A 24089-nucleotide genomic window follows, 5' to 3' on the forward strand; every position below is an offset into this window, starting at 1 on the left:
CCCGCTCCGCCGCCCGGCGTCCGGGTCGGTGCGGCCATGGGGCGCACGAGGCAAGGAGCGAGGGGCGGACGTGCCGGAACCGACCGTTCTCGCGGAGGGCTCGGAGAGCTATTTCCAGTCGTACTCCGTCGTGGGACTACTCGCCCTGATCGGGGTGCTCTTCGTCGCGGTCGCCTTCGGCGCCGGACGACTGCTGCGCCCGGTCGTGCCGACCCCGGAGAAACTCCTCACCTACGAGTGCGGGGTCGACCCCGTCGGCGAGGGCTGGGCGCACACCCAGGTGCGCTACTACGTCTACTCGTTCCTCTACGTGATCTTCGCCGTCGACTCGATCTTCCTGTTCCCCTGGGCCACCGTCTTCGCGGAGCAGGGATACGGGTCGACGACCCTCGTGGAGATGTTCATCTTCCTCGGCTTCCTCGCCGTGGGCCTGCTCTACGCGTACAAGAAGGGCGTCCTGACATGGGCGTGATCCCGTCCGCGTCCGACGCGGACCCCGCTACGCCCGCGTCCGACACCGACCCCGCCGCCGCGCCCGGTCCCGTGTTCCTGCCCGAGCCGCGCAGGCTCGGCACGCTGGCCCGGCTCGCCCCCGAGCCGATGAAGGTGGTCCTCAACTGGGGCCGCCGCTACAGCCTGTGGGTCTTCAACTTCGGACTCGCCTGCTGCGCCATCGAGTTCATCGCCGCGTCGATGGCCCGCCACGACTTCATCCGCCTCGGGGTGATCCCCTTCGCGCCGGGCCCCCGGCAGGCCGACCTGATGATCGTCTCCGGCACCGTCACCGACAAGATGGCCCCGGCCGTCAAGCGGTTGTACGAACAGATGCCCGAGCCCAAGTACGTGATCTCCTTCGGTGCCTGCTCCAACTGCGGCGGCCCCTACTGGGACTCGTACTCCGTCACCAAGGGCGTGGACCAGATCATCCCCGTCGACGTGTACGTGCCCGGCTGCCCACCGCGGCCCGAGGCGCTGCTCCAGGGCATCCTCAAGCTCCAGGAGAAGATCGCCCGCGAGTCCCTGGGCGAGCGGTACGCGACCGGGGGCCGCCCGTCGGCCGCCGCGCTCCAGAGCGACCTCGTCCGTCCGCCCGCCGCGCCCGGCTCCACGACCGCCGCCGGCTCCGCCCCGGTCGCCGGAGAGGGGAACGACCGGTGACCGGTTGGCTGCCCGAGTCCGTCACGGACCTGTTCGGTCCGGAGGCCACCGCCGAGGAGTCCTACGACGTCCTCACCGTCGACGTACCCGCCGCCGCCTGGCTCACCGCCCTGGAGACCGCGCGGACGACCCTCGGCTGCACCTTCTTCGACTGGCTGAGCGCCGTCGACGAGACCGAGGCCGGATTCCGGGTCTCGGCCCACGTCGTCGCCCTCGATCCGGTGCGCAAGGTACTGGTGCGGACCACCGTGCCCCGGGACGCCGCCGTGCTGCCCTCCGCGATCGGGGTGTACGCGGGGGCCGCCTGGCACGAGCGGGAGACCCACGAGATGTTCGGCGTCGACTTCACCGGCCACCCGGGTCTCGACCCCCTGCTGCTGCCCGAGGGCTTCGAAGGCCACCCGCTGCGCAAGGACTTCGTCCTCGCGGCCCGGGTGGTCAAGGCGTGGCCCGGCGCCAAGGAGCCCGGCGAGTCCGAGCACGGGGGACCCAAGCGCCGCCAGATGCTGCCGCCGGGGGTGCCCGATCCCAACGAGTGGGGGCCCCTGAAGGGGACGTTGCCTCCCGCGCCGGCGCGCGGCGCCGGGCGTGCGGGTGCGGCGGGGCGCGCGGGCGCTGCCGGTCGCGCCGGTGCGGGCGCCGTGGGGCGTGCCGCCGGTGACCGGCCGGTGCGGCGCACGCGTACGGCTGCCGCCGGGTCGGCGAGTCAGTCGGGTCCGGCCGAAGCGGCTGGTCCGGCCGGCGGGGCCGGTGCGGAATCTCCGCCGGTCACCGGCGCGGGCGCCCCGGAGGGTGCCGCTCCGTCGGCCGGGGCGCAGGCCGCCCGGCCGGCCCGTCGGGCCCGGTCCGCGGAGAGCGGTTCCGCCTCGCAGCGGGCCGCCACGGAGCCCGGCGCGGCTACGGAGCCCGGTACGACCACTGAACCCGGCGCGGCCACCGAGCCCAGTGTGGCCACTGAGCCTGGCAAAGCCACCGCACCAGAACCCACCGGCCAGCCGGACGAGGGCACCCGGTCCGAGGACGGGACCGGCGACGGCGACGGTGCCGCAGTACGTCCGGACGCCGCGGCCGGCGCGCCCACCCGGGGTTCCTCCGACGCGCCCTGGCACCACGCGCGTCCGGCCTTCGACGAGGCGGCGGCGCCGGGCGGGGAGCCCCGCACCACCGAGTCCGGGTCGCCGGAGGCCGCCGCGGTGAGCGAACCGCCGCAGCCGGTCGAGCAGCCGCAGCCGGTCGAGCCCTCGGAGCAACGCGAAGGGGCCACGGCCAAACCCGTCGACCCGGACGCACCCGTCGACCCGGACAAACCCGCCGGTCAGGCGGAAGGCTCCGACCCGGCCGACGAAGCCGCCCCCGACGAAGCCACTCCCGACGACGCCGAACGTCCCCGTACCCGTCGTCCCCGTACCGAGGACACCCCCCCAGGAGGCCCGCAGTGAACGACGCGCTAGACGTCGCCCTGCGACTCCTCGTCGTCTTCGCCGTCTTCCTCGTACTGCCGCTGGTCATCGGGCAGACCGAGCACAAGGTCATGGCCCACATGCAGGGCCGCCTCGGCCCGATGTACGCGGGCGGGTTCCACGGCTGGGCCCAGCTGGTCGCCGACGGCGTCAAGTTCGCCCAGAAGGAGGACATCGTCCCCGCCCGGGCCGACCGGCGGATCTTCCAGCTCGCCCCGGCCGTCGCGCTCCTGCCGTACCTGCTCGTCCTCGTGGTCATCCCCATCGGCCCCCAAGAGGGCGCCGTCGGGGTGGTCCTGGACGCGGGCGTCTTCTTCGCCCTGGCGGTCATGGGCGTCAGCGTCCTCGGCTCGCTGATGGCCGGCTGGGCGTCGGCGAACAAGTTCTCCCTGCTCGGCGGATTGCGCACCGCCGCCCAACTCCTCGCCTACGAACTGCCGATGCTGCTGGCCGCCGCGTCGGTGGCGATGGCCGCCGGCACCGTCTCGCTGCCGGGGATCGTCGAAGCGTTCGAGTGGTGGTGGCTGCCCTGGCAGATCGTCGGTGCGCTCGTCTTCTTCGTCGCCGGACTCGCCGAACTCCAACGGCCGCCGTTCGACATGCCCGTCGCCGACTCCGAGATCATCTTCGGCGCGTACACGGAGTACACCGGACTGCGCTTCGCGCTGTTCCTGCTCGCCGAGTACGCCGGGATCGTCGTGCTGTGCGCCCTGACCACTGTCCTCTTCCTGGGCGGTTGGCACGGTCCGTTCGGAGCGGAGGGCCTCGGCTGGGTGTGGACCCTGCTGAAGATCTCCGTCCTCGCGTTCGTCATCATCTGGCTGCGCGTGAGTTACCCCCGGCTCCGGGAGGACCAGCTCCAGCGCCTCGCCTGGACGACGCTCGTCCCCCTCGCCCTCGCCCAGATCGCCCTCACCGGCGTCGTCAAGGTGGTGATGTGATCCATGGCCGAGTCGCCCGCGCGCACCCCGCGCAAGTTCCCCGGGTCCGGTCTGGCCAAGGGGCTGGCCGTCACCCTGCGGACGATGACCCGCAAGTCGGTCACCGCGCGCTACCCCGACGTCCAGCCCGAACTGCCGCCCCGCACCCGGGGCGTCATCGGCCTGTTCGAAGAGAACTGCACGGTGTGCATGCTGTGCGCCCGCGAGTGCCCCGACTGGTGCATCTACATCGACTCCCACAAGGAGACGGTGCCGCCCGCCGCACCCGGCGGCCGTGAGCGCAGTCGCAACGTGCTCGACCGGTTCGCCATCGACTTCTCGCTGTGCATGTACTGCGGCATCTGCATCGAGGTGTGCCCCTTCGACGCGCTGTTCTGGTCGCCGGAGTTCGAGTACGCCGAGACCGACATCCGCGAGCTGACCCACGAGCGGGACAAGCTCCGCGAGTGGATGTGGACGGTTCCGGCGCCGCCCGCGCTGGACCCGGCCGCCGAGGAGCCCAAGGAACTCTCCGCCGCCCGCAAGACGGCGGAGAAGATCGCCGCTGAGGCCGCTGAGGCCGCTGAGGCCGCTGAGGCCGCCCAGGCCGCCGAAGCCGCCGAGAGCGCCGAGCCCCCGGCAGCACCGGGCCCCGCCCCCGCCCCGTCCCCCGCCCCCGATTCCGGTGACGGCCCCGCTCCCGAGCAGGAGGGACCCCGGTGACCCCCCTCACGACGCTTCCCGCGCACCCCGTTCCGCTCGCCGCCGAGACCGCGGGCTTCCTCTCCCCGACGGGCGTCGAGATCGCCTTCCTCCTCGTCGGCGTGGTCACCCTCGGCGCCGCGGTCATCACCGTCACCACCAAACAGCTCGTGCACGCCGCGCTGTGGCTGGTGGTCGCCCTCGGCGGAATCGCGGTCGAGTACCTGCTGCTCACCGCGGAGTTCATCGCCTGGGTACAGGTCCTCATCTACGTCGGCTCCGTCGTCGTGCTGCTGCTGTTCGGGCTGATGCTCACCCGGGCGCCCATCGGACCGTCCCCGGACGCCGACTCGGGCAACCGGTGGGTCGCCCTGGCGGTCGCCGTGGCCTCGGCCGCCGCCCTGGTCTGGGTGGTGGTGGACGCGTTCCGCACCACCCGCCTCGAACTGGACGGTGCCGCCCAGGGCTCCACCGACGTGATGGGCGCGAGCCTGTTCCAGAACTGGGTGCTCCCCTTCGAGGCGCTGTCGGTGCTGCTGCTCGCCGCCCTGGTCGGCGCGATCGTCCTCTCCCGCAAGGAGAAGCCGCCGGAGCAACCCGCCAAGACCGCGCGCCCCCGCCGCACCTCCCCGGGCACACAGCGTCCAGGAACCGCGCCGCGTCCAGGCACCGCACCGCGCCCCGGCCCAGCGCAGCGGACGGAGAACGACTGATGCACCTCGCCTACCCCGTGGTCCTCTCGGTCCTCCTCTTCTGCACCGGCCTGTACGGCGTACTGGCCCGCCGCAACGCGATCCTGGTGCTGATGTCCGTGGAGCTGATGCTCAACGCCGTCAACCTGAACCTCGTCGCCTTCGACGTCTGGCTCAGCGAGGCTGCCCGCGACACCCTGCACTCCGGACAGGCGCTGACCCTGTTCACCATCGCCATCGCCGCCGCTGAGATCGGCATCGGCCTCGCGATCGTCCTCGCCGTGTACCGCAACCGCGGCACCTCGGACATCGACAAGCTCCGCGACACCGCCGAGGACGGACCGGGACCGGACGGCGGTCCGGACGTTCCCGGCGCCCGGGCGACCCCCGCCACGGCACCCACCACAGAGGCCGCCGCGTGACCACCACGACCCTCGCCGTACTCGTCCCCGTCCTGCCGTTCCTCGGTGCCGCCGCCGGACTGTTCCTCGGCCGCACCGCGCCCGGCTTCGTCCGCCCCCTGGCGATCCTGCCGACCGTGGCCGCACTGGTGCTCGCGGTGTTCGTCGCCGTGCGCCAGGGCGGCGGGGCGACCATCGAGGCGGCCACCCAACTCACCCCCACCGGCTCGGTCCCCATCGACCTGGCGCTGCGCATCGACGGCTTCGCCGCCCTCGTCGCCGTCCTCGTCGGCGTGGTCGCCACCTGCGTGCAGGTCTACTCGACGGCGTACCTGCGCCACGACCCCCGCTACCCCTCGTACGCGGCGCTCGTGTCCCTGTTCACCGCCGCGATGTTCCTGGTCGTCTACTCGGGCGACCTGATGGTGCTGCTGGTGGGCTGGGAGGTCATGGGCATCTGCTCGTACTTCCTGGTCGGCCACTACTGGGAGACGCCCGAGGCCCGCGCCGCCTCGCTGAAGGCGTTCCTCGTCACCAAGCTCGGTGACGTCCCCTTCCTGATCGGACTGTTCGCGCTCGCCGCGGACGCGGGCTCGTTCCGGATCTCCACCGTCCTGCACACCGTCGCGTCGGGCGGCCTCGACCACCCCACGGTGATCGCGTTGCTGCTGCTCGCGGGCGTGGCGGGCAAGTCGGCGCAGTTCCCGCTGCACACCTGGCTGCCGGACGCGATGGCCGGCCCCACCCCCGTCTCCGCGCTGATCCACGCGGCGACGATGGTCGCCGCCGGCGTCTACTTCGTCGCCCGGCTGCTGCCCGTCTTCGCCGCCTCGGCCGCCGCCCTGGTCGTGCTCGCGGTGATGGCCGCCGTGACGATGCTCGGCTCGGCGCTCGCCGCGCTCGCCCAGGACGACATCAAACGCGTCCTCGCGTACTCGACCATCGGCCAGCTCGGCTACATGACCGGGGCGCTCGCCGTCGCGGACCCGGGTGCCGCCGTCTTCCACCTCATCTCGCACGGCGCGTTCAAGGCGCTGCTGTTCCTCGCCGCGGGGGTGGTCATCCACGCCGCCGGCACCAACTCGCTCGCCGCCATGTCCGGGATGCGGAATCTGCGATCCCGCATCCCGGACGCCTACTGGACGATGACCGTGGCGCTGCTCGCCCTCGCGGCGATCCCGCCCTTCAGCGGCTTCTTCTCGAAGGAGGCCGTGCTGGTCGGCGCCGAGCACGCCGCCCACGGCGACACCGCGGGCGTTCCCACCGGCGCCGGATGGACCGTCCTGGTCGCCGGTCTGCTCACCGCCCTGCTCACCGCCGCCTACGCGGCCCGGCTGTGGCTGCTCGCCTTCCGGGGCCGGGGCGACGAGGCCCCCGACCACGGCCGGCAGCCGCTGGCCATGACCACCGTCCTGTGGGTGCTCGCCGTCCCCTCGCTCGCCTTCGGCCTCGCCGTCGGCGTGCTGCCCGACTGGCTCGGCGGTCAGTCCCTGACCCCGACCCTCACCACCTCCGTGCTCGGCACCGGCGCCGCCCTCATCGGCGGGCTCCTCGTGTACGGCACGTGGCGGCACACCATCAGCGTCCCCCGGGCCCCCATCGGCGCGGTCGTCGCCCACCCCGAGGCGGACGGTTCGCTGGTCGAGGAGGAAGCCCTCGCCAGCCACGAGCGCGCGTACGGGTACCTGGCCGCACACCCCGACCCGGCCGACCCCGGTCGGATCCTGCTCGGCCCGCTCCACCGGCACGCCGCGAACGGCTTCCACCTGGACGCCGTCTACCGGGTGCTCTTCGTCCGCCCGGTGATCGAGGCGGCCCGACTGGTGCGCTTCCTGGACGGCGCGGTCATCGACACCTACGTGCGGGGCGCGGGAGCCCTGCCCCGGCTGCTCGGCACCGCCGCGCGGCGGGCCCAGACGGGGAACACGCAGACCTATCTGAGCGCGCTGTTCGCCGGCACCGTCGTCCTGGCGGTCGCCGCCGTCCTCGTCGCCACCGTCGGAGCGTGAGCCGCAGTGATCGATATCAACGAGTCCGTGATGCAGTTCCTCCTGGCGTTCGTCGTCGTCGCTCCGCTGCTGGGCGCCGCGGCGGCCCTGCTGCCCGCCCCGCCCGGACTGCGGGGCACCTCGCCCGACCAGGCCGTCCTGCGCCACGGCGTCACCGTGACCGGTGCCGTCCTCGTCGCCGCGCTCGTCCTCGCCCTGGGCTTCGACCACGACGACCCGTCGAGGATGCAGGCCACGACGGACCTCAGCTGGATCCCGGCACTGGACGTCCGCCTCCACCTCGGCGTCGACGGCATCTCGCTGCCGCTGCTGGTCCTCACCGCGCTGCTGACCTTCCTGTGCGCCCTGTACAGCTACGCGAAGCCGCCCGCGGGCCCGTCCCCGAAGGCGTTCGTCGCCCTGGTGCTCGTGCTGGAGGCCGGCACCCTGGCGACCTTCGCCGTGCTCGACCTGCTGCTGTTCTTCCTCGCCTTCGAGATGGTCCTCATCCCGATGTACTTCCTCATCGCCCGCTGGGGCGGCGCCGGCCGCAAGGCCGCCGCCTGGAAGTTCATCCTCTACACCTTGCTCGGTTCGGTCGTGATGCTGCTGGGCCTGCTCCTCATCGGGCTGCGGGCCGGCACCTTCGACATGGTGGCGCTCGCCGCCGACAACGGCCGGTCGCTCAGTACGTCCGTGCAGGTCATCGCCGTGCTCTCGGTGGGCATCGGACTCGCCGTCAAGACCCCGGTGTGGCCGCTGCACAGCTGGCTGCCGGACGCGCACACCGCGGCCCCGACCGTCGGCTCGGTGCTGCTCGCGGGCGTGCTGCTCAAGATGGGCACCTACGGCTTCGTCCGCATCCTGCTGCCCATCACCCCGGACGGCATGCACACGATCGCCCCGTACTTCGCCGCGTTCGCCGTCGCCGGGATCATCTACGGATCGCTGGCCTGTCTGGCGCTCGCCCGGCCCGGAGCGGGCGGCGACCTCAAACGCCTGATCGCCTACTCGTCCGTCGGGCACATGGGCTTCGTCCTGCTCGGCATCGCCACCCTCACGCCGACCGGCGTGAACGGCGCCCTGTTCGCGAACATCGCCCACGGACTCATCACGGGACTGCTGTTCTTCCTGGTCGGCGCGCTCAAGGACCGCACCGGCACCACCGACCTCGACACCCTCGCCGGTGACACCGGGGCCGCCCTGTACGGCGTCGCGCCCCGCTTCGGCGGGCTGTTCGCCTTCGGCGCGGTCGCCTCGCTGGGACTGCCCGGGCTCGCCGGGTTCTGGGGCGAGATGCTCGCGATGTTCGGCGCCTTCGACCCCGCGGCCGGCCTCAACCGCCCCGCGTACCTGGTCTTCGTGGCCCTCGCCGGCCTCGGCACCCTGCTCACCGCCGCGTACCTGCTCATCGTGGTCCGCCGGATCTGCATGGGCACCCCGAAGACCCCCGCCGGGACCGTTCCAGCTGACCCCGCCGCCCCGGACGCCGGGGCCTTCCTCGACGTGCGCCGCCACGAGTACGCGGCCTGGACGCCGCTCGTCGCCCTCACCGTGATCGCCGGACTCTGGCCCGCACTGCTGCTGGGCCTCACCGATCCGGCCGTGCAGCAGCTCCTCGCAGGAGGCAAGTCGTGACCGTCGCCGCCCCGGACGTCGGGAACCTCGTCCAGTCCGTCGACTGGATCGCCATCGCGCCGCCCACCCTCACCGCGGTCGCCGCGCTGCTCGTCCTCGTCGCGGACCTGTTCGTGCCCGAGCGGCACAAGGCCCTCCTCGGCTGGGCCAGCGCCGGCGCGCTCACCCTCGCCGCGCTGTCCCTGCTGCCGCTCGTCGGTGCCGACCGCGCCACGTTCTGCCGCAAGTCCGCCCCCGACGTGTGCAGCTACACCGCCGACCAGTTCACCCTGGCCGTGCAACTGCTGGTCATCGGCGGCGCCCTGGTGGCCGTGCTGCTCTCGATCACCCTGCTGAGCGACGACGCCGACCGTCCGGGCGGCCGGGTGCTGCCCGACGGCGAGTACTGGTTCCTGCTGCTGTCCTCCGCCGCCGGCGCCGCCCTGCTGCCCGCCGCGCGCGACCTCACCACCCTGATCGTCGCCCTCGAAGTGGCCTCCCTGCCCGCGTTCGCCCTGGTGGGCCTGAGGCGCGGCGACCGGATGTCCTCCGAGGCGGCCCTGAAGTTCTTCCTGTCGTCCGTCACCGCCACCGCCGTGACCCTCATGGGCGCCAGCTTCGTGTACGCGACCACCGGCAGCATGTACCTCACGGAGATCGCCGACGCGCTCGCGGACGTGGACGGCCGGTTCGCGACGCTCGCCCAGACCGGCGTCGCCCTCACGCTCATCGGCTTCGCCTTCAAGACCGCCGCCGTCCCGTTCCACTTCTGGGTGCCCGACACCTACGTCGGTGCACCGCTGCCCGTCGCCGCCTACCTGTCGGTCATCGGCAAGGCCGTCGGCTTCACCGGGCTGATCCTCGTCACCGTCATCGCGTTCCCCCCGTACGCGGACGTCTGGGGCCCCGCGCTCGCCGTGCTCGCCGCCCTCACCATGACGATCGGCAACGCCGCGGCCCTGCGCCAGCGCTCCGCGCACGCGTTCAGCGCGGTCCGCCTGCTGGCCTGGTCCTCCGTCGGGCAGGCCGGGTACCTGCTGGTCCCGATCGCCGCCGCGGCCTACGCGAAGGACCCGCAGCGCGCCGTGGGCTTCACCGTGGCGTACGCCCTGATGTACGCGGCCGTGAACCTCGGGGCCTTCGCCGTCGCCGCGCTGGTCGCCCGTACCAGGCCCCTCAACCGCCTCACCGACTACCGCGGGCTGTACGCCGAGCGTCCGCTGACCGCCCTGGTGCTGGGGTTCTTCCTGCTCTGCCTCGCCGGACTTCCGCCGGGCATCATCGGCCTGTTCGCCAAGGTCACCGTGTTCTCGTCGGTGGTCGACGCGGGCCTCGGCTGGCTCGCCGTCGTCATGGCCGTCAACGTCGTGATCGCCCTGTACTACTACCTCCGCTGGACGGCGCTCCTCTTCCAGGCACCGGAACGGGCCCCCGAAGCCACGGAGGCCACCAAGGCCACAGAGGCCACCGGGAGCGCCGCAGCCCCCGCACCGCCCGCCGAGGTCCCCGCAGCCGTCGGAGCAGCCGCAGCAGCCGCAGCCGCCACGACAGCCGCAACAGCAACGACCGCCACGGTCACCGCGGAGCCCGCCCCGTCCGCCCCGCTGAGCACGTCCCCCGTGGCCGCCGTACCGGTCCCGATCGCCGCGGCGATCGCGTTGACGGCCCTCCTAGGCATCGCCTTGTCCGGAGCCCCCCAGCTGGTCCTGCGCTTCGCGGACACGGTCCTGTTCTGACGGGCCGGGCGGGCCCACCGGGTCCGGAACCGGCCCGCCGTCCGACGGCGGCACCCCCCGTCCGCGGGGGGTGCCGCCGTCGTGCCGTCACCCGGTCGGCCGACACGCCGCGGCCCGCGCACCAGGGAACTAGTCCCGCTCGCCTGGCGTTGACCAGTAAGGGAAGGTCCACTGGACGGTGGAGGAGCTCCGGCACCACCGCACGACCGCACCACCGCGACAGAGCACCAAGGAGCAGAGGGTTCCCCTGCCGTAACACCAGGAGGGCTTACTGTGCACCGCCGGCACAACGGGCTGAAGACCGCCGTTCTCCTCGGAGGACTGTCGGCACTCATCATCGTCATCGGCAGCCTCTTCGGACGTACGGGGCTGATCATCGCCCTGTTCGTCGCTCTGGGCACCAACGCCTACGCGTACTGGAACAGCGACAAGCTGGCCCTGCGCGCGATGCGGGCCCGCCCGGTCAGCGAGTTCGAGGCCCCCGCGCTCTACCGCATGGTCCGTGAGCTGTCCACGCAGGCCCGTCAGCCCATGCCCCGGCTCTACATCTCGCCCACCGAGGCCCCCAACGCCTTCGCGACCGGCCGCAACCCACGCAACGCCGCCGTGTGCTGCACCGAGGGCATCCTGCGCATCCTCGACGAACGCGAGCTGCGCGGGGTGATCGGCCACGAGCTGAGCCACGTCTACAACCGGGACATCCTCATCTCGTCGGTCGCCGGCGCACTCGCTTCGGTGATCATGTTCCTCGTCAACTTCGCCTGGCTGATCCCGATCGGCCGCTCCGACAACGACGAGGGCCCCGGCATCCTCGGCTGGCTGCTGATCATGATCCTGGGCCCGCTGGCCGCGTCCGTGATCAAACTCGCCATCAGCCGCTCCCGGGAGTACGAGGCGGACGCGTCCGGGGCCCAGCTGACCGGTGACCCGCTGGCCCTCGCGAGCGCCCTGCGCAAGCTGGACGCCGGCACCAAGCAGCTGCCGCTGCCGCCCGAGCCGCGCATCGAGACGGCGAGTCACATGATGATCGCCAACCCGTTCCGCCCGGGCCAGGGCCTCTCCAAGATGTTTTCCACGCACCCGCCGATGGCAGAGCGCATCGCCCGTCTCGAACAGATGGCAGGTCGACACCAGTGAAAACAATCCTGAACGTCATTTGGCTGGTCTTCAGCGGATTCTGGCTGTTCCTCGGCTATCTGCTGGCGGCGTGCCTCCTCTTCATCACCATCATCGGCATACCCTTCGCGGTCGCCGCGCTCCGCATCGGCGTCTACGCCCTGTGGCCCTTCGGCCACCGGGTGGTGGAACGTCCGGACGCGGGCGCCCCGTCCTGCGTGGGCAACGTGCTGTGGCTCGTCCTCGCGGGCTGGTGGCTGGCCCTGACGCACATCGTCACGGGCATCGCCCAGTGCCTCACGATCATCGGCATCCCCCTGGGCATAGCCAACTTCAAGCTGATACCGGTGTCCCTGATGCCGCTCGGCAAGGAGATCGTCGACACCGACCAGCCCTTCGTCGGCCGCTGGTGACGACGTCCCGCGCGGTGGAGTCCACCGCGCGCCTCACCCGCGCTCACGGGACGCCGGCGAGCAGGGCCCCGGTCAGTCGGGGGTCGACCGCCCCAGGATCAGGGGCCGGTGCGACTCCTGGAGGCCCTTTGGCAGTGCGTCCGGGGAGAACCACTGCGCCTCCAGGATCTCGAACGGGTCGATCGTGAGATCGCCGCCGACCAGGGTGGCCTCGTACGCCACTTCGATGCGGAGCCGGTAACCGCTCCTGAGTCGGACCAGCCGGCCGGTCCGGACGTCCAGCCCGGTCTCCTCGCGCACCTCCCGCACGACGGTGGCGCTGAACTCCTCGCCCTTGAGGGCGTAGCCCGTGGGCAGACCCCACTGCCGCCCCTCGGGCCACATGCGGTGGCGCAGCAGCAGGACGCGCCCCGCGTCATCGCGCACGACACCGGTCACACCGACCATGAACTTCGCCTGCGCGATCCACATCAGCCGCCACTGCACCGGGCCACGGATGCTGCGCCACAGCCGGGCGATCAGTCGCTTCACGTCATGCCTCCTGCCAGGGCGTCGGCCACCGGCCACGGCCGGCGCTCACGCCGACCGGGGGCGCGCCGGCCGAGACGGTGCTCGGCGACGCGCCCCCGTCGTGCCCCACCGGCCCCGCAGGGCTCACCCGGGAGCGTCGTGCAGGTCGTGGACCCCGATCACCGGTAGTTCACGAACTGGAGCGCGAAGTCGAACTCCTGGCACTTCAGGAGGGAGATGACGGCCTGGAGGTCGTCACGGCTCTTCGAGCTGACCCGCAGCTCGTCGCCCTGCACCTGGGCCTTGATGCCCTTGGGGCCCTCGTCCCGGATGATCTTCGCGACCTTCTTCGCGTTCTCCTGGGAGATCCCCTCCTCGATGGAGCCGAAGAGCTTGTACTCCTTGCCGGAGAGCTGCGGCTCGCCGGTGTCGAGCGCCTTCAGCGAGATGCCGCGCTTGACCAGCTTGGTCTGGAAGACGTCGAGGATCGCGTTCACGCGCTCCTCGGAGTTGGCCTGCATCAGGATCTTCTCGCCGGACCAGGCGATCGACGCGCCGACGTTACGGAAGTCGTAGCGCTGTGAGATCTCCTTCGCCGCCTGGTTGAGGGCGTTGTCGACCTCCTGCCGCTCGACCTTCGAGACGATGTCGAAACTGGAGTCGGCCATGTGCTGTGGCTCCTTGGATCGGGTTGCGTGGGAGCGGCCACGAATCCCTGACCGCATCCGCAAAGCCTAGCCACCGCCGCGCGTCGGGTGCCGCTCAATCGAGTGGCGGAGCACCCCCGCACATCGGGTATCGTTTACGTCGTTGCCGGAGAGTCCAGCGGTCAAGCTGATCTCCAGCAGCAACCCAGGCGGTGTGCCCGAGCGGCCAAAGGGAGCAGACTGTAAATCTGCCGGCTCAGCCTTCCCAGGTTCGAATCCTGGCGCCGCCACACTTGGGTAAGGAACCCCCTGACCACGCTGATACAGCAGGTCAGGGGGTTCTTTCGTGTCCGGGGGAAGGCAGGACCTCCGGTGCTCTACGCGTTCGCGTGGAGGCGGTCCGTGCGGTCAGTTGCCCGATCCGGCGCGGAGCCCCTCGTGCAGCCACTGCCGCAGCAACGCTGCCTTGTGATGCCGCCCCAGCAGGACGTACGCCCGCTCCCACACCTTCGGATCAGCCAGCGGCAGCCCGCTCCACGATCCGGTGACCCGTGAGGGCAGGGGCACGACCTCGTCCGCGGTCCGGAGGGCGAATCCCACCAGCAAGTCGATGGAATGGTCGCCGCCGTCGATGAGGTACCGCCGGTGGGTCGCGTACACCGGATCACCACCGGTCGCGTCCAGGAACGAGAACCCGCCGTCGTCCAGCGCCTCGCGCACCACATCGCCCGGGGAGTCGACGGTCAGGTCCCAGTCGTGGGCGGTGTCGGCGAGTCCCAGTGCGACGAGCAGGCCCGACCCGCCCAGCGCCGGCTCCATGCCGTGCGTCGACAGGCACTGGACGACGTGGTGGACGACGGTGACGGAAGGGATCCGCATCGAAGCAGCCTAGACGCGGGCCGCCCGTCCGGGTAGCCGTGCGCACACGGCAAGGGAGGGCCCCGCCCCGCCGTGACCAAGGCGTGGCGGAACCCTCCCGGTGGCCGCCGACCCGCTCACCCGTGGGCCGACGACGTCCATGAGCGGCCGGGCGCCGGGCAGGCGTCAGCGGCCGGTGGGCGCCCGGCTCAGGCGGCCGGGCACTCCTTCCACGCCAGGTGGTAGACGGTGGAGATGCTGCCGTCCGTGGAGTCCATCGTCATGAAGCTGGTCTTGCCCGGGTCGGAGTCGCCGAGCAGCACCCGCAGCTCCGTGTTGACGTTGACGCTGCGCTTCACTCCGCAGGGCGCCCACACCAGTTGCGCCCAGTCGGTCGAGTCCGTGGCCTGCCAGTCCTCCGCCATCGGGCCGTGGAAGGTGTGGGTCCGGGCTGCGGTGTTGGACGAGCCCTGGAAGTAGTACGACGCCTTCTCGACGCCCGTCACCCCGGCTTCGAGCGACGCGAACCCGCGGTAGTCGGCGCTGCTGATGGCGTAGGTGAAGCCCTGCGGGACGTGCACGAGCAGGCCGAGCTGACAGTTCTTCCGGAACGCGGTCGGCGACGAGGTGCCGCCCGCGTTGGCGAGGTAGTCACTGTAGGTGACGGTGAAGGCGGTGTTGTCGAGCGAGGTGGCGACGGCCGCCGTTCCGGCCCGGCAGCCGGAGCCGTTGACGGTGACGACGTCCACGGTGACCTTGCCCGGGGGCGGGCTACTGGCGGTGGCGACCTGGGCGGTGGCGCTCTGCGCGGGGATGACCGCGGCGAAGAGTGCGGCGACCGCGCTGGAGACGAGCAATCCGCGAACCATGGTTCTCCTGTCCGTTGCGTGAGGACCGCCGCGGCGCCGGTGCGGTGCCGCGGTCGGTGGGTGGGGGGCGGCCGTCCGCAGGGGGCGACCGGTCGGGCGGAAGAGCTGGGGGCGGGTGGTCGCCGAACGGGGTCCGTTGCGGCGGGCCCGGGTCGCCCGGCCCCGGGCGGGTGCCTCCCGCACGGGCGGGAGGGCACCGGGGTCGGGCGGTTCCGTCAGGGGCCGACGCGTCCCGGGACGGTCCGTGACGGGGACACCGGGGTCACGGCGCGGGGCACTCCCGCCACGCCAGGTGGTAGACGGTGTCGAGGTTGCCGTCCGTCGAGTCCATGGTCATGAAGCTGGTCTTGGTGCGGTCCGACGTGCCCGCGTTCACGCGCAGTTCGGTGTTGATGTTGAGGTTGCGCTTGACCCCGCACGGCGCCCAGACGAGGTTCGGCCACTCCGTGGTGTCGGTCGCCTGCCAGTCCTCGACGAGGGGACCGTAGAAGGTGTGCGTACGGAACGCGGTGGCCGGCGAGCCCTGGAAGTAGTACGAGGCCTTCTCGACGCCGGACGATCCGGGCTCCAGGGAGGCGAAGCCGCGGTAGTCGGTGCTCATGATCGCGTAGGTGAACCCGTGCGGCACGTGCACGATCAGGTTGAGCTGACAGTTCTTCCGGAAGTCCGTCGGGAGCGAGGTGCCTCCGACCTTGGCCAGGTAGTCGCTGTACGTCACCGTGAAGGCCGTGTTGTCGGGCGACACGGCGACGGCGGCGGTGCCCGCCGGACACCCCGAGCCGTTGACCGTCGCGACCTCGATCACGATCTTGTCCGGGGGGGCCTCGATGGTCGAAACGGATGCGCTGGCGCCTTGGGCGGGCAGCGCCGCCACGAGGAGCGCGGCAGCCGCCACACCGGAGGCGAGCAGAGCACGAGCCATGGTTCTCCTGTCCAATGCCTGGCCCCGCGACGGCGCGTGGAGCGTGCGCCGCCGCGCGGGTGGGGGGTGGTCGTGACCGCCCGCTGGGCACGGGACGGTCGGCCGGGCCGGCGCGTCGACGTCGGCCTCGGGGGTGTGCGGCACGCAGCATGCACACCGGGCATTGGAGCCGTATGAGGAAGTGAGAACCACGTGAGTCGTGCACATGTCAACCATTGACCGTGAGTCAGGCCGACGACCCCCATCTGCGCAAACGCGAGGGCGAGGGGAATCCGCCCGCACCGGCCCGGCGGCGGATCTCGGCCAACATCGGCCCTCGGGGGAGCCGTCGCGCAGCCTTCGGGGGCACATGACGCACGGGTGTGCCGGGCGCTGTTGTCGGTGGTCCGGGGCACACTGGTGGGATGTCCTCGCGCCGCAGAACCTGCCCCGAGTGTCGCCGCGAAATCGCCGTTGTGGCGGGCCGCTTCGCCCGGCACGACCCGCCGGGGGCGCGCGGTGCCGGTTCCCTGCTGTCCTGCCCGGGCTCGCGCCGAGACGCCCCACTCGGGGCGGCGCAACCTCATCTGGACGGCTATGCGCTCCCGGAGTTCCCCGGACAGCTCCCCCTCTTCTGAGCGCGCCCCCATCGACGGGGACGCCTCACCGACGGGCGACGCCCCCGCCGAGCGCAGCGCCGTCACCCCGAGCACCGGGGTGACGCTCCGTCACCCCGCCCGCCAGGGGCCCTAGTTGCCGGCGACGGCCTTCACCGCGACGGACACGGGCACCTGTCCCGAGATCAGGTCCAGGGTCAGCCCCGCCGTCGCCGGGGTCTCCAGCAACTCCGCGAGGACCGCGGCGACATCGTCCCGCGGCACCGCGCCGCGTCCGGTCGACGCCTCCAGTCGGACGAGCCCCGTCCCGGCGTCGTCCGTCAACCGGCCGGGCCGTAGGACCGTCACGTCCAGACCGCGCCGGGACCGCACCTCGGCGTCGGCCGCGCCCTTCGCCCGCAGGTACACGTCGAACACCTCGTCGCCGGGGTGCGCGGGGTCCGCGCTCAGCGAGGAGACGATCACGAAGCGGCGGACTCCGGCGCGTTCGGCCGCATCCGCGAGGAGCACCGCCGCGCCCCGGTCCACCGTGTCCTTGCGGGCGGTGCCGCTGCCCGGGCCGGCGCCCGCGGCGAACACCGCCGCGTCGGCCCCCGCGAGGTGCGCGGCGACCTCGTCGACGGTGGCCGACTCCAGGTCGCAGACGACGGGCTCCGCACCGGCCGCCCGCAGGTCGTCCGCCTGCTCGGCGCGTCGGATGAGCCCCACCGCCTCGTCCCCCCGTCGGGCGAGCAACCGCTCCAGCCGCAACGCGATCTGACCGTGTCCTCCGGCAATGACAATGCGCATACCCCGACGGTACGCCCACCTCCCACGCGGAGCACGCCCGCGATCCGCGCCCCGCGACCCACGGCCCGCGATCTGCAATCCACCGCCGACCGCCGACCGCCGCGCGGTTCAGCCCCGGGCGGGCGGCCGTCCCTGCCGGGGGAGGTCCAGGGCCGCAGCCACGGCCGAGTCGCAGTACTCCCGCACCGCACTCGTCCGGGCGACCACCCGCCCCCGGTGCACCACGACACGGCTGTACCCCAACGACAGCACCGCCCCCAGCCGTTCCCCCCGCACCGCGAGCAACTCCGCGGGGAATCCGGCCTCCACCCGCACCTCGGGCAGTCCGAGCACCCCGCGGGCCGCCCCGCACACGGTGGCGTACGCGTCCTCGGGCCGCACCCCGTACCGCGAGGCCAACAGGTACGCGGCCTCCAACGGGTCCCCCCGCCCCACCGGGTTGCCCACGTCCCGCAGCGCCCCGCTCCCCGCCGCCACCCGCACCCCCGCGGCCCGCAGCAGCCGCACCGGCGCCGTCTCCCGGCGCTCCGCGCCCACGCAGCCGCCCTGCGGCAGGCAGACCACCGTGACCCCGGCCGCCGCCAGCCGGTCCGCGACCCGCCCCGCCGCCTCCGCGGGCAGCCGCGCGAGTCCGCCGCAGGGTCCGAGGGTGACCGCGGGCCGCAGCCCCCCGGCCATCGCCGCGAGCCGGGCGAGCCGGGCGGGGTCGTCCCCGTCGGTGTGGAGGTCGACGGCGCACCCGTACTCCGCGGCGAGTTCCAGCACGGTCTGGACGTACCCCGGCGGGTCGGGGTCGACGTCCGGGCAGCCCCCCACCACCAAGGCCCCCATCCCGATCGCGTCGCGCAGCAGGGCGAGCCCGTCCGCGCCCGCCGCCCCGGTCAGCAGGCGGGGCATCGCCACCACGGACAGGTCGGCCAGCCCCCGCAGGGCCCGCCGGGCCCGGAGCGCCCCCTCCAGCGCCCCCAGCCCGGGCACGTCCCCGATGCGCACATGGGTCCGCAGGGCCGTCGCCCCGTGGCCGAGTTGGAGCAGCGCGGCTTCGGTGGCCCGCCGTTGGACGTCGTGGGGGTCGTACGAGACGGGACCCTCGGCGTCGGCCGACAGGGCGGTGTCCCCGTGGGCGTGGGGTTCGGCGGGCGCCGGCAACAGCAGGTACCCGTCCAGGTCGATCCGGGTGGAGGCGTACGCGGTGAGGCTGCCCGCGGTGCCGACGGCTTCGATCCGGCCGCCGACGATCCGCACGTCCACGGTCCTGCCGTCCGCGAGACGGGCGTCACACAGCAGCAGTCCCGTGCCGTCGGCCGCGCCGCCCTCGTCGCCGGAGGGCCGGGGAGAGCCGGCGGACGGCTGCTGCGGCTGGCTGTCGGGCATCGCTCTCCTGAGTGCTCGGCCGTCGTGATCACACAGCGTGAGTCGAGCCTAGGGTGGCAGCCGGAAAGCTCCGGGGAGGAGCGCAATAGTCGTACTGATTGTGGTGCGCCCGGTGAAACCGGCCCCGGACGGTGCGCCTTCGTCGGCTGTGGCGCTTCGCCGGGCGCCGGCGCGGCAGGGCGGAGCGACGGTGCGTGCACGGCTGTGACCAGCGGGGGAGCCGGTGGGCAAGGGGGTGGGGGAGATGTCGGGCGACCGGTGGGGCGCGCGTTTTGGGGGCGGTGGTGGGCCCGGCGGAAACGGCTCTCCGCCCTCTTGCGCGCGCCGGGAAACGGATTTGGGCGAACGGCGGGCGACCGTGTAATGTCTTCATCGCTCGCCCCAATAGCTCAGTCGGCAGAGCGTCTCCATGGTAAGGAGAAGGTCAACGGTTCGATTCCGTTTTGGGGCTCTGGTGTGTGAGGTTCCCCGCTCTCGGGCGGGGTTCCACAGCGCATCACAGCGGTGTAGCTCAGTCGGTAGAGCAAGCGGCTCATAATCGCTGTGTCACCGGTTCAAGTCCGGTCACCGCTACTAACAGTAGCCGATTGCGGGGTCGGTCCTTCAGTCGGCTACTCTTTCCTGTGTTAATGCCATTCAATCCGTTCGTCAAGGAGCACTCACGTGGCTGCCACCGACGTCCGCCCGAAGATCACGCTGGCCTGCGTGGAGTGCAAGGAGCGGAACTACATCACCAAGAAGAACCGGCGTAACAACCCGGATCGACTGGAGATGAAGAAGCACTGCCCGCGTTGCAATGCGCACACCGCGCATCGCGAAACGCGATAGTTTTCAGGCTCGTTCGCGAGGCCGTCCCCACGTTCCGGGGGCGGCCTCGCGGCGTTTTCCAGCCCAGGTTCACCGGTGCGGCCCACGGGGTCGGCCCGTGTGACGGAAGACCAGGAGGTGCCGCGCCCATGGCGCTCGATCAGTCCTTCGTGGGGCGGAGCTACCCGCCCACCGAACCGTACGAGGTGGGCCGGGAGAAGATCCGGGAGTTCGCGGAGGCGATCGGGGACCCGCACCCCGCGTACGTCGACCCCGAGGCAGCGAAGGCACTCGGCCACCCGGACGTGATCGCCCCGCCGACCTTCGTCTTCGCGATCACCTTCAAGGCCGCCGGCCAGGTCATCGCCGATCCTCAGCTCGGCCTCGACTACAGCCGGGTCGTCCACGGCGACCAGCGCTTCACCTACCGGCGGCCGGTGCGGGCCGGGGACCGGCTGACGGTCACGAGCACCATCGAGGGCATCAAGTCCCTCGCGGGCAACGACATCCTGGACATCCGGGGCGAGGTCCACGACGAGACCGGCGAGCACGTGGTCACCGCCTGGACCAAGCTCGTGTCCCGCGCGGCCGAGGAGGCGTGACGATGACGGCGAACACCACGGCACCGTCCTACGAGGACGTCGAGGTCGGTACGGAACTGCCCGCGGCCACCTTCACGGTGACCCGCGCCACCCTCGTGCGCTACGCGGGTGCCTCCGGCGACTTCAACCCGATCCACTGGAACGAGCGCTTCGCCAAGGGCGTGGGCCTGCCGGACGTGATCGCGCACGGCATGTTCACCATGGCCGAGGCGGTCCGGGTCGTCACCGACTGGACCGGGGACCCGGGCGCGGTCGTCGAGTACGGCGTCCGCTTCACCAAGCCGGTCGTCGTCCCCGACGACGACGAGGGCGCGACCATCGAGGTCAGCGCCAAGGTGGGTGCCAAACTGGACGACGGCCTGGTCCGCGTCGACCTCACCGCCACCTCCGCGGGCCTGAAGGTCCTCGGCATGTCCCGCGCGGTCGTGCGCCTGCCCTGACCGGCGCACCCCCGGCACCCCGGGCCGCCGTCCCCTCCCGGACGGCGGCCCGGACCTGTTCCGCATGCACCCCCGCACCCCGCTTGCCAACTTAGTGATTGAGTACTAACTTCCCCTCCATGGTCAGGATGAGCGCAGAAGAACGCCGCGAGGCCGTCATCGCGGCGGCCGTCACCGAGTTCTCCCGGGGCGGCTACTTCGGCACCTCCACGGAGGCGATCGCCAAGCGGGTGGGCGTCTCGCAGCCGTACCTCTTCCGGCTCTTCCCCGGCAAGAAGGCGATCTTCCGTGCGGCGGCCATGCGGTGCATGGCGAACGTCAAGCGCCGCTTCGAGGTCGCCGCCGAGGGGCTGGAGGGCGATGCCGCGCTCAAGGCGATGGCCGCCGAGTACTACCGGCTGATCACGGACGATCCGGAACAGCTCCACATGATCATGCAGATCTACGTCTCGGTCGGTGCGGCCGAGGCGGAGGGGGACACGGAGTTCGGTGAGGCGGTCCGCGAGGGCTGGATGGGCCTCTGGGACACCGTCAGCACACTGCTCGGCGACTCCGCGGGGCAGAGCGTCACGCACTTCATGGCGCACGGCACCCTGATCAACTCCGTGGCCCTGATGGGCTTCCCGCCCGACCACCGGATCTGGGACGGCCTGCACGTTCCGCCCAGCGGTCCGGAGGGGTCCACCGACTGATCCGCGCCGACCGCCCCGGCGTGCGCGGTCGGGGGAGTCGGCGCGGGCCCTCTGGGGGGAGGGGCGGCACGCCTCCGTCCAGAGAAATTAGTGATCAATAACTACCCGATCAATGTCAGACCGACACCCACACCGACACATGGGTACAGAGGAACCAGGGGAGACCAATGGACCAGCAGACCGCCCGGCGCGGCGGCACCGTGTGGACGCTCGTGATCACCAGCACCGCCGGGTTCATGGCGGCGCTCGACAACCTCGTCGTCACCACCGCACTGCCCTCGATCCGCGAGGACCTCGGCGGCGGGCTCGAAGAGCTGGAGTGGACCGTCAGCGCCTACACGCTGACCTTCGCCGTGCTCCTGATGCTCGGCGCCGCGCTCGGCGACCGCTTCGGACGACGCCGGCTGTTCATCGTCGGGCTCACCGTCTTCACCGGGGCCTCCGCCGCCGCGGCCCTCGCCCCCGGCATCGACTCGCTCATCGGCGCCCGAGCCGTCCAGGGCATCGGCGCCGCGATCATGATGCCGCTCACCCTGACCCTGCTCATCGCCGCCGTCCCGGTGGCCCGCCGCGGCATGGCGCTCGGGGTGTGGGGCGCGGTCAACGGGCTCGCCGTCGCACTCGGCCCGTTGGTGGGCGGCGGACTCACCGAACACGTTGCCTGGCAGTGGATCTTCTGGCTGAACGTCCCGATCGGCCTCGCCTTGCTGCCGCTGTCCCGGATGCGGCTGGCCGAGTCCTACGCACCCGGCGCCCGCATCGACATCCCCGGCACCCTGCTCGCCAGCCTCGGCCTCTTCGGGATCGTCTACTCGCTCGTCACCGTCAACTCGCACAGCTGGACCGACCCGGCCGTCCTCACCGGGCTGATCTCCGGAACGGTGCTGCTCATCGCCTTCGTCCGCTACGAGCAGCGCACCGACCGCCCCATGCTGCCGATGCGCCTCTTCCGCAGCCGGGCGTTCTCCGGCATCAACGCCGCGAGCCTGCTGATGTTCCTCGGGATGTTCGGCTCCATCTTCCTGCTCAGCCAGTACTTCCAGGGGGTCTGCGGCTACTCGCCGACCGAGACGGGCCTGCGCATGCTGCCGTGGACCGCGATGCCGCTGTTCGTCGCACCGATCGCCGGGTACCTCTCCGACCGGATCGGGGGACGTCCCGTCGTCGCCACCGGACTCTTCCTCCAGGCCGTCGGACTCGCCCTGTTCGCGTTCGCCGTCGGCCCGGACGCCTCCTACGCGGCGCACCTGCCCGCCCTGATCGTCGGCGGGGTCGGCATGGCCATGTACTTCGCGCCCGCCGCGCACCTGGTGATGTCCAGCGTGCGCGTCGAGGAGCGGGGCATCGCCTCCGGCGCCAACAACGCACTGCGGGAACTCGGCGGAGCGCTCGGCGTCGCCGTGCTGGCCTCGGTCTTCTCCGCCCGGGGCGGCTACGAGAGCGGACAGCGGTTCGTCGACGGACTCGTCCCCGCACTGTGGCTCGGGTCCGGCGCGGTGGCCCTGGCAGCGATCGCCGTGCTCATCATCCCGCGCCGCCCGGCCGAGGCCCCGGACGAGACCGAGCCGGTCGACGCCACCGGCCCGTCCGGGCAGGACAAGGTGCTGGCCTGACCCCCCGACACCCTGCGGTCCCCGGCCGACGGCCGGGGACCGCACCCGTCGCCCCGTAGTCTGGTCGGGTGCTCCAGACCCACGACACCCCGCTCGCCCCGCTGACGACGTTCCGGCTCGGCGGGCCCGCCGCCACGCTGCTCACCGCGACCACGGACGCCGAGGTGGTCGACGCGGTCCGGGCCGCCGACGACACCGGCACCCCGCTGCTCCTCATCGGCGGCGGCAGCAACCTGGTGATCGGTGACCGCGGCTTCGAGGGGACCGCCCTGCGCATCGCGACCCGCGGCTGCGAACGGGACGGCACCCGGTGGGAGCTCGCCGCGGGCGAGGTCTGGACCGACGCCGTGGCCCGGGTGGTGGAAGCGGGACACGCCGGGATCGAGTGCCTGGCCGGCATCCCCGGCTCCGTCGGCGCCACCCCGATCCAGAACGTGGGCGCCTACGGCCAGGAGGTCGCCTCCGTCATCAGCGAAGTCGTCGCCTACGACCGCCGCGCCCGCGAGACGGTCACCCTCACCGGCGAGGAGTGCGGGTTCTCCTACCGGCACAGCCGCTTCAAGGCCGAGCCGGACCGGTACGTCGTCCTGCGCGTCCGCTTCGACCTGGAGGACGCGGACGGACTGTCGGCGCCGATCCGGTACGGCGAGACCGCCCGGGTGCTCGGCGTCGAGGTCGGCGACCGGGTGCCGCTGGAGCGGGCCCGCGAGACCGTGCTCAAACTGCGGGCGGGCAAGGGCATGGTGCTGGACCCCGAGGACCACGACACCTGGTCCGCAGGATCGTTCTTCACCAACCCGATCCTCGACGCGGCCGAGTTCGCCGCCTTCCGCGAGCGCGTCGCCGAGCGACTCGGCCCCGACGCCGCCCCGCCCGCGTTCCCGACGGGCGAGGGCCGCACCAAGACCTCCGCGGCCTGGCTGATCGACCGCGCCGGCTTCACCAAGGGGTACGGGAGCGGCGCCGCCCGGATCTCCGGGAAGCACACCCTCGCCCTCACCAACCGGGGCGCGGCCACCACCGAGGACCTGCTGACGCTGGCCCGCGAGGTGGTCGCCGGGGTCCGGGACGCGTTCGGCGTCACCCTGGTCAACGAACCCGTGCTGGTCGGCGTCCGGCTCTAGCTCCCCGCACGCAGAAACGGGAGGTGCGGGCCCGGTCGAGGGC

General features: G+C 72.2%; 26 protein-coding genes and 3 tRNA genes. 22 read left to right on the forward strand and 7 right to left on the reverse strand.

Annotation, left to right across the window (positions count from 1 at the left end; translation table 11 throughout):
- Positions 1–70 precede the first annotated feature (70 nt).
- The 12 genes from ACFV88_RS34075 (at position 71) to ACFV88_RS34130 (ending at position 12203) form a co-directional block, all read left to right on the forward strand.
- Positions 71–472 carry an NADH-quinone oxidoreductase subunit A gene (locus ACFV88_RS34075; RefSeq protein WP_385496028.1) on the forward strand — a complete coding sequence of 134 codons (402 nt, stop codon included), beginning with the start codon at positions 71–73 and terminating at the stop codon, positions 470–472.
- Positions 463–1158, forward strand: coding sequence for an NADH-quinone oxidoreductase subunit B (locus tag ACFV88_RS34080; RefSeq protein ID WP_385496029.1), 696 nt, complete (start codon positions 463–465; stop codon positions 1156–1158). Before ACFV88_RS34075 ends, ACFV88_RS34080 begins: the two co-directional genes overlap by 10 nt.
- Positions 1155–2597 (forward strand): NADH-quinone oxidoreductase subunit C, encoded by a 1443-nt coding sequence (locus ACFV88_RS34085; RefSeq protein ID WP_385496030.1) that lies wholly within the window; start codon positions 1155–1157, stop codon positions 2595–2597. The genes ACFV88_RS34080 and ACFV88_RS34085 overlap by 4 nt, the downstream gene beginning before the upstream one ends.
- A complete protein-coding gene (locus ACFV88_RS34090) occupies positions 2594–3559 on the forward strand; it encodes an NADH-quinone oxidoreductase subunit H (protein WP_385496031.1) in 966 nt (321 codons plus the stop codon). Before ACFV88_RS34085 ends, ACFV88_RS34090 begins: the two co-directional genes overlap by 4 nt.
- Before the next feature lie 3 nt (positions 3560–3562).
- Entirely contained in the window at positions 3563–4261 is a 699-nt protein-coding gene (locus ACFV88_RS34095) for a NuoI/complex I 23 kDa subunit family protein (protein WP_385496032.1), read from the forward strand.
- Positions 4258–4953 carry an NADH-quinone oxidoreductase subunit J gene (locus ACFV88_RS34100; protein ID WP_385496033.1) on the forward strand — a complete coding sequence of 232 codons (696 nt, stop codon included), beginning with the start codon at positions 4258–4260 and terminating at the stop codon, positions 4951–4953. Before ACFV88_RS34095 ends, ACFV88_RS34100 begins: the two co-directional genes overlap by 4 nt.
- Positions 4953–5354 (forward strand): NADH-quinone oxidoreductase subunit NuoK, encoded by a 402-nt coding sequence (gene nuoK / locus ACFV88_RS34105; protein WP_385496034.1) that lies wholly within the window; start codon positions 4953–4955, stop codon positions 5352–5354. The genes ACFV88_RS34100 and nuoK overlap by 1 nt, the downstream gene beginning before the upstream one ends.
- A complete protein-coding gene (locus ACFV88_RS34110) occupies positions 5351–7342 on the forward strand; it encodes an NADH-quinone oxidoreductase subunit L (RefSeq protein ID WP_385496035.1) in 1992 nt (663 codons plus the stop codon). Before nuoK ends, ACFV88_RS34110 begins: the two co-directional genes overlap by 4 nt.
- A 6-nt stretch (positions 7343–7348) precedes the next feature.
- Complete coding sequence (locus ACFV88_RS34115; protein WP_385496036.1) at positions 7349–8959, forward strand: NuoM family protein; 1611 nt, start codon at positions 7349–7351, stop codon at positions 8957–8959.
- Complete coding sequence (locus ACFV88_RS34120) at positions 8956–10674, forward strand: NADH-quinone oxidoreductase subunit N (protein ID WP_385496037.1); 1719 nt, start codon at positions 8956–8958, stop codon at positions 10672–10674. The genes ACFV88_RS34115 and ACFV88_RS34120 overlap by 4 nt, the downstream gene beginning before the upstream one ends.
- A gap of 273 nt (positions 10675–10947) precedes the next feature.
- Positions 10948–11811: a zinc metalloprotease HtpX gene (gene htpX / locus ACFV88_RS34125; RefSeq protein WP_385496038.1), complete on the forward strand. Its 864-nt coding sequence runs from the start codon at positions 10948–10950 to the stop codon at positions 11809–11811.
- On the forward strand, positions 11808–12203 hold the full coding sequence (locus ACFV88_RS34130) for a YccF domain-containing protein (protein ID WP_385496039.1): 396 nt from the start codon (positions 11808–11810) through the stop codon (positions 12201–12203). Before htpX ends, ACFV88_RS34130 begins: the two co-directional genes overlap by 4 nt.
- 72 nt (positions 12204–12275) lie before the next feature.
- Here ACFV88_RS34130 and ACFV88_RS34135 read toward each other — a convergent pair whose 3' ends face one another.
- The gene (locus ACFV88_RS34135) at positions 12276–12734 is read right to left on the reverse strand and encodes an NUDIX domain-containing protein (protein WP_385496040.1); all 459 of its coding nucleotides are present in this window, start codon (positions 12732–12734) and stop codon (positions 12276–12278) included.
- Positions 12735–12892: 158 nt separating this feature from the next.
- Complete coding sequence (locus ACFV88_RS34140) at positions 12893–13381, reverse strand: YajQ family cyclic di-GMP-binding protein (protein WP_385496041.1); 489 nt, start codon at positions 13379–13381, stop codon at positions 12893–12895.
- 187 nt (positions 13382–13568) lie between these two features.
- Between ACFV88_RS34140 and ACFV88_RS34145 the strand changes: the two genes are divergently transcribed.
- Positions 13569–13650 (forward strand) — tRNA-Tyr (locus ACFV88_RS34145).
- 118 nt (positions 13651–13768) lie between these two features.
- Here the strand turns inward: ACFV88_RS34145 and ACFV88_RS34150 are convergent.
- The 3 genes from ACFV88_RS34150 to ACFV88_RS34160 form a co-directional block, all read right to left on the reverse strand.
- Complete coding sequence (locus tag ACFV88_RS34150; protein WP_385496043.1) at positions 13769–14239, reverse strand: hypothetical protein; 471 nt, start codon at positions 14237–14239, stop codon at positions 13769–13771.
- A 188-nt stretch (positions 14240–14427) separates the two neighbouring features.
- The gene (locus ACFV88_RS34155) at positions 14428–15087 is read right to left on the reverse strand and encodes a DUF4360 domain-containing protein (RefSeq protein WP_385496044.1); all 660 of its coding nucleotides are present in this window, start codon (positions 15085–15087) and stop codon (positions 14428–14430) included.
- 262 nt (positions 15088–15349) lie between these two features.
- On the reverse strand, positions 15350–16009 hold the full coding sequence (locus tag ACFV88_RS34160) for a DUF4360 domain-containing protein (protein WP_385496045.1): 660 nt from the start codon (positions 16007–16009) through the stop codon (positions 15350–15352).
- A gap of 404 nt (positions 16010–16413) precedes the next feature.
- On the opposite strand from ACFV88_RS34160, the gene ACFV88_RS34165 reads away from it, so the two are divergent.
- The gene (locus ACFV88_RS34165) at positions 16414–16626 is read left to right on the forward strand and encodes a hypothetical protein (protein ID WP_385496046.1); all 213 of its coding nucleotides are present in this window, start codon (positions 16414–16416) and stop codon (positions 16624–16626) included.
- 111 nt (positions 16627–16737) lie between these two features.
- On the opposite strand, the gene ACFV88_RS34170 is transcribed toward ACFV88_RS34165, so the two are convergent.
- Both ACFV88_RS34170 and ACFV88_RS34175 read right to left on the reverse strand, forming a co-directional pair.
- A complete protein-coding gene (locus ACFV88_RS34170; RefSeq protein WP_385496047.1) occupies positions 16738–17394 on the reverse strand; it encodes an NAD(P)H-binding protein in 657 nt (218 codons plus the stop codon).
- Positions 17395–17502: 108 nt separating this feature from the next.
- Complete coding sequence (locus ACFV88_RS34175; protein WP_385496048.1) at positions 17503–18768, reverse strand: amidohydrolase family protein; 1266 nt, start codon at positions 18766–18768, stop codon at positions 17503–17505.
- 378 nt (positions 18769–19146) lie between these two features.
- Between ACFV88_RS34175 and ACFV88_RS34180 the strand changes: the two genes are divergently transcribed.
- From ACFV88_RS34180 to ACFV88_RS34215, 8 genes are all read left to right on the forward strand, one after another.
- Positions 19147–19219 (forward strand) — tRNA-Thr (locus tag ACFV88_RS34180).
- 49 nt (positions 19220–19268) lie between these two features.
- Positions 19269–19341, forward strand: a tRNA-Met gene (locus ACFV88_RS34185).
- Between the two features lie 90 nt (positions 19342–19431).
- Positions 19432–19596 (forward strand): 50S ribosomal protein L33, encoded by a 165-nt coding sequence (gene rpmG / locus ACFV88_RS34190; protein ID WP_003948671.1) that lies wholly within the window; start codon positions 19432–19434, stop codon positions 19594–19596.
- Positions 19597–19724: 128 nt separating this feature from the next.
- On the forward strand, positions 19725–20177 hold the full coding sequence (locus ACFV88_RS34195) for a MaoC family dehydratase N-terminal domain-containing protein (RefSeq protein WP_385496049.1): 453 nt from the start codon (positions 19725–19727) through the stop codon (positions 20175–20177).
- Between the two features lie 2 nt (positions 20178–20179).
- The gene (locus tag ACFV88_RS34200; protein ID WP_385496050.1) at positions 20180–20617 is read left to right on the forward strand and encodes a MaoC family dehydratase; all 438 of its coding nucleotides are present in this window, start codon (positions 20180–20182) and stop codon (positions 20615–20617) included.
- A 119-nt stretch (positions 20618–20736) separates the two neighbouring features.
- Positions 20737–21309 (forward strand): TetR/AcrR family transcriptional regulator, encoded by a 573-nt coding sequence (locus ACFV88_RS34205; protein ID WP_385496051.1) that lies wholly within the window; start codon positions 20737–20739, stop codon positions 21307–21309.
- Between the two features lie 167 nt (positions 21310–21476).
- A complete protein-coding gene (locus ACFV88_RS34210) occupies positions 21477–22922 on the forward strand; it encodes an MFS transporter (RefSeq protein WP_385496052.1) in 1446 nt (481 codons plus the stop codon).
- Between the two features lie 68 nt (positions 22923–22990).
- The gene (locus tag ACFV88_RS34215; protein WP_385496053.1) at positions 22991–24046 is read left to right on the forward strand and encodes a UDP-N-acetylmuramate dehydrogenase; all 1056 of its coding nucleotides are present in this window, start codon (positions 22991–22993) and stop codon (positions 24044–24046) included.
- The last annotated feature ends 43 nt before the right edge of the window (positions 24047–24089 follow it).

The organism is Streptomyces sp. NPDC059816 (assembly GCF_042732055.1).
Lineage (GTDB): Bacteria > Actinomycetota > Actinomycetes > Streptomycetales > Streptomycetaceae > Streptomyces.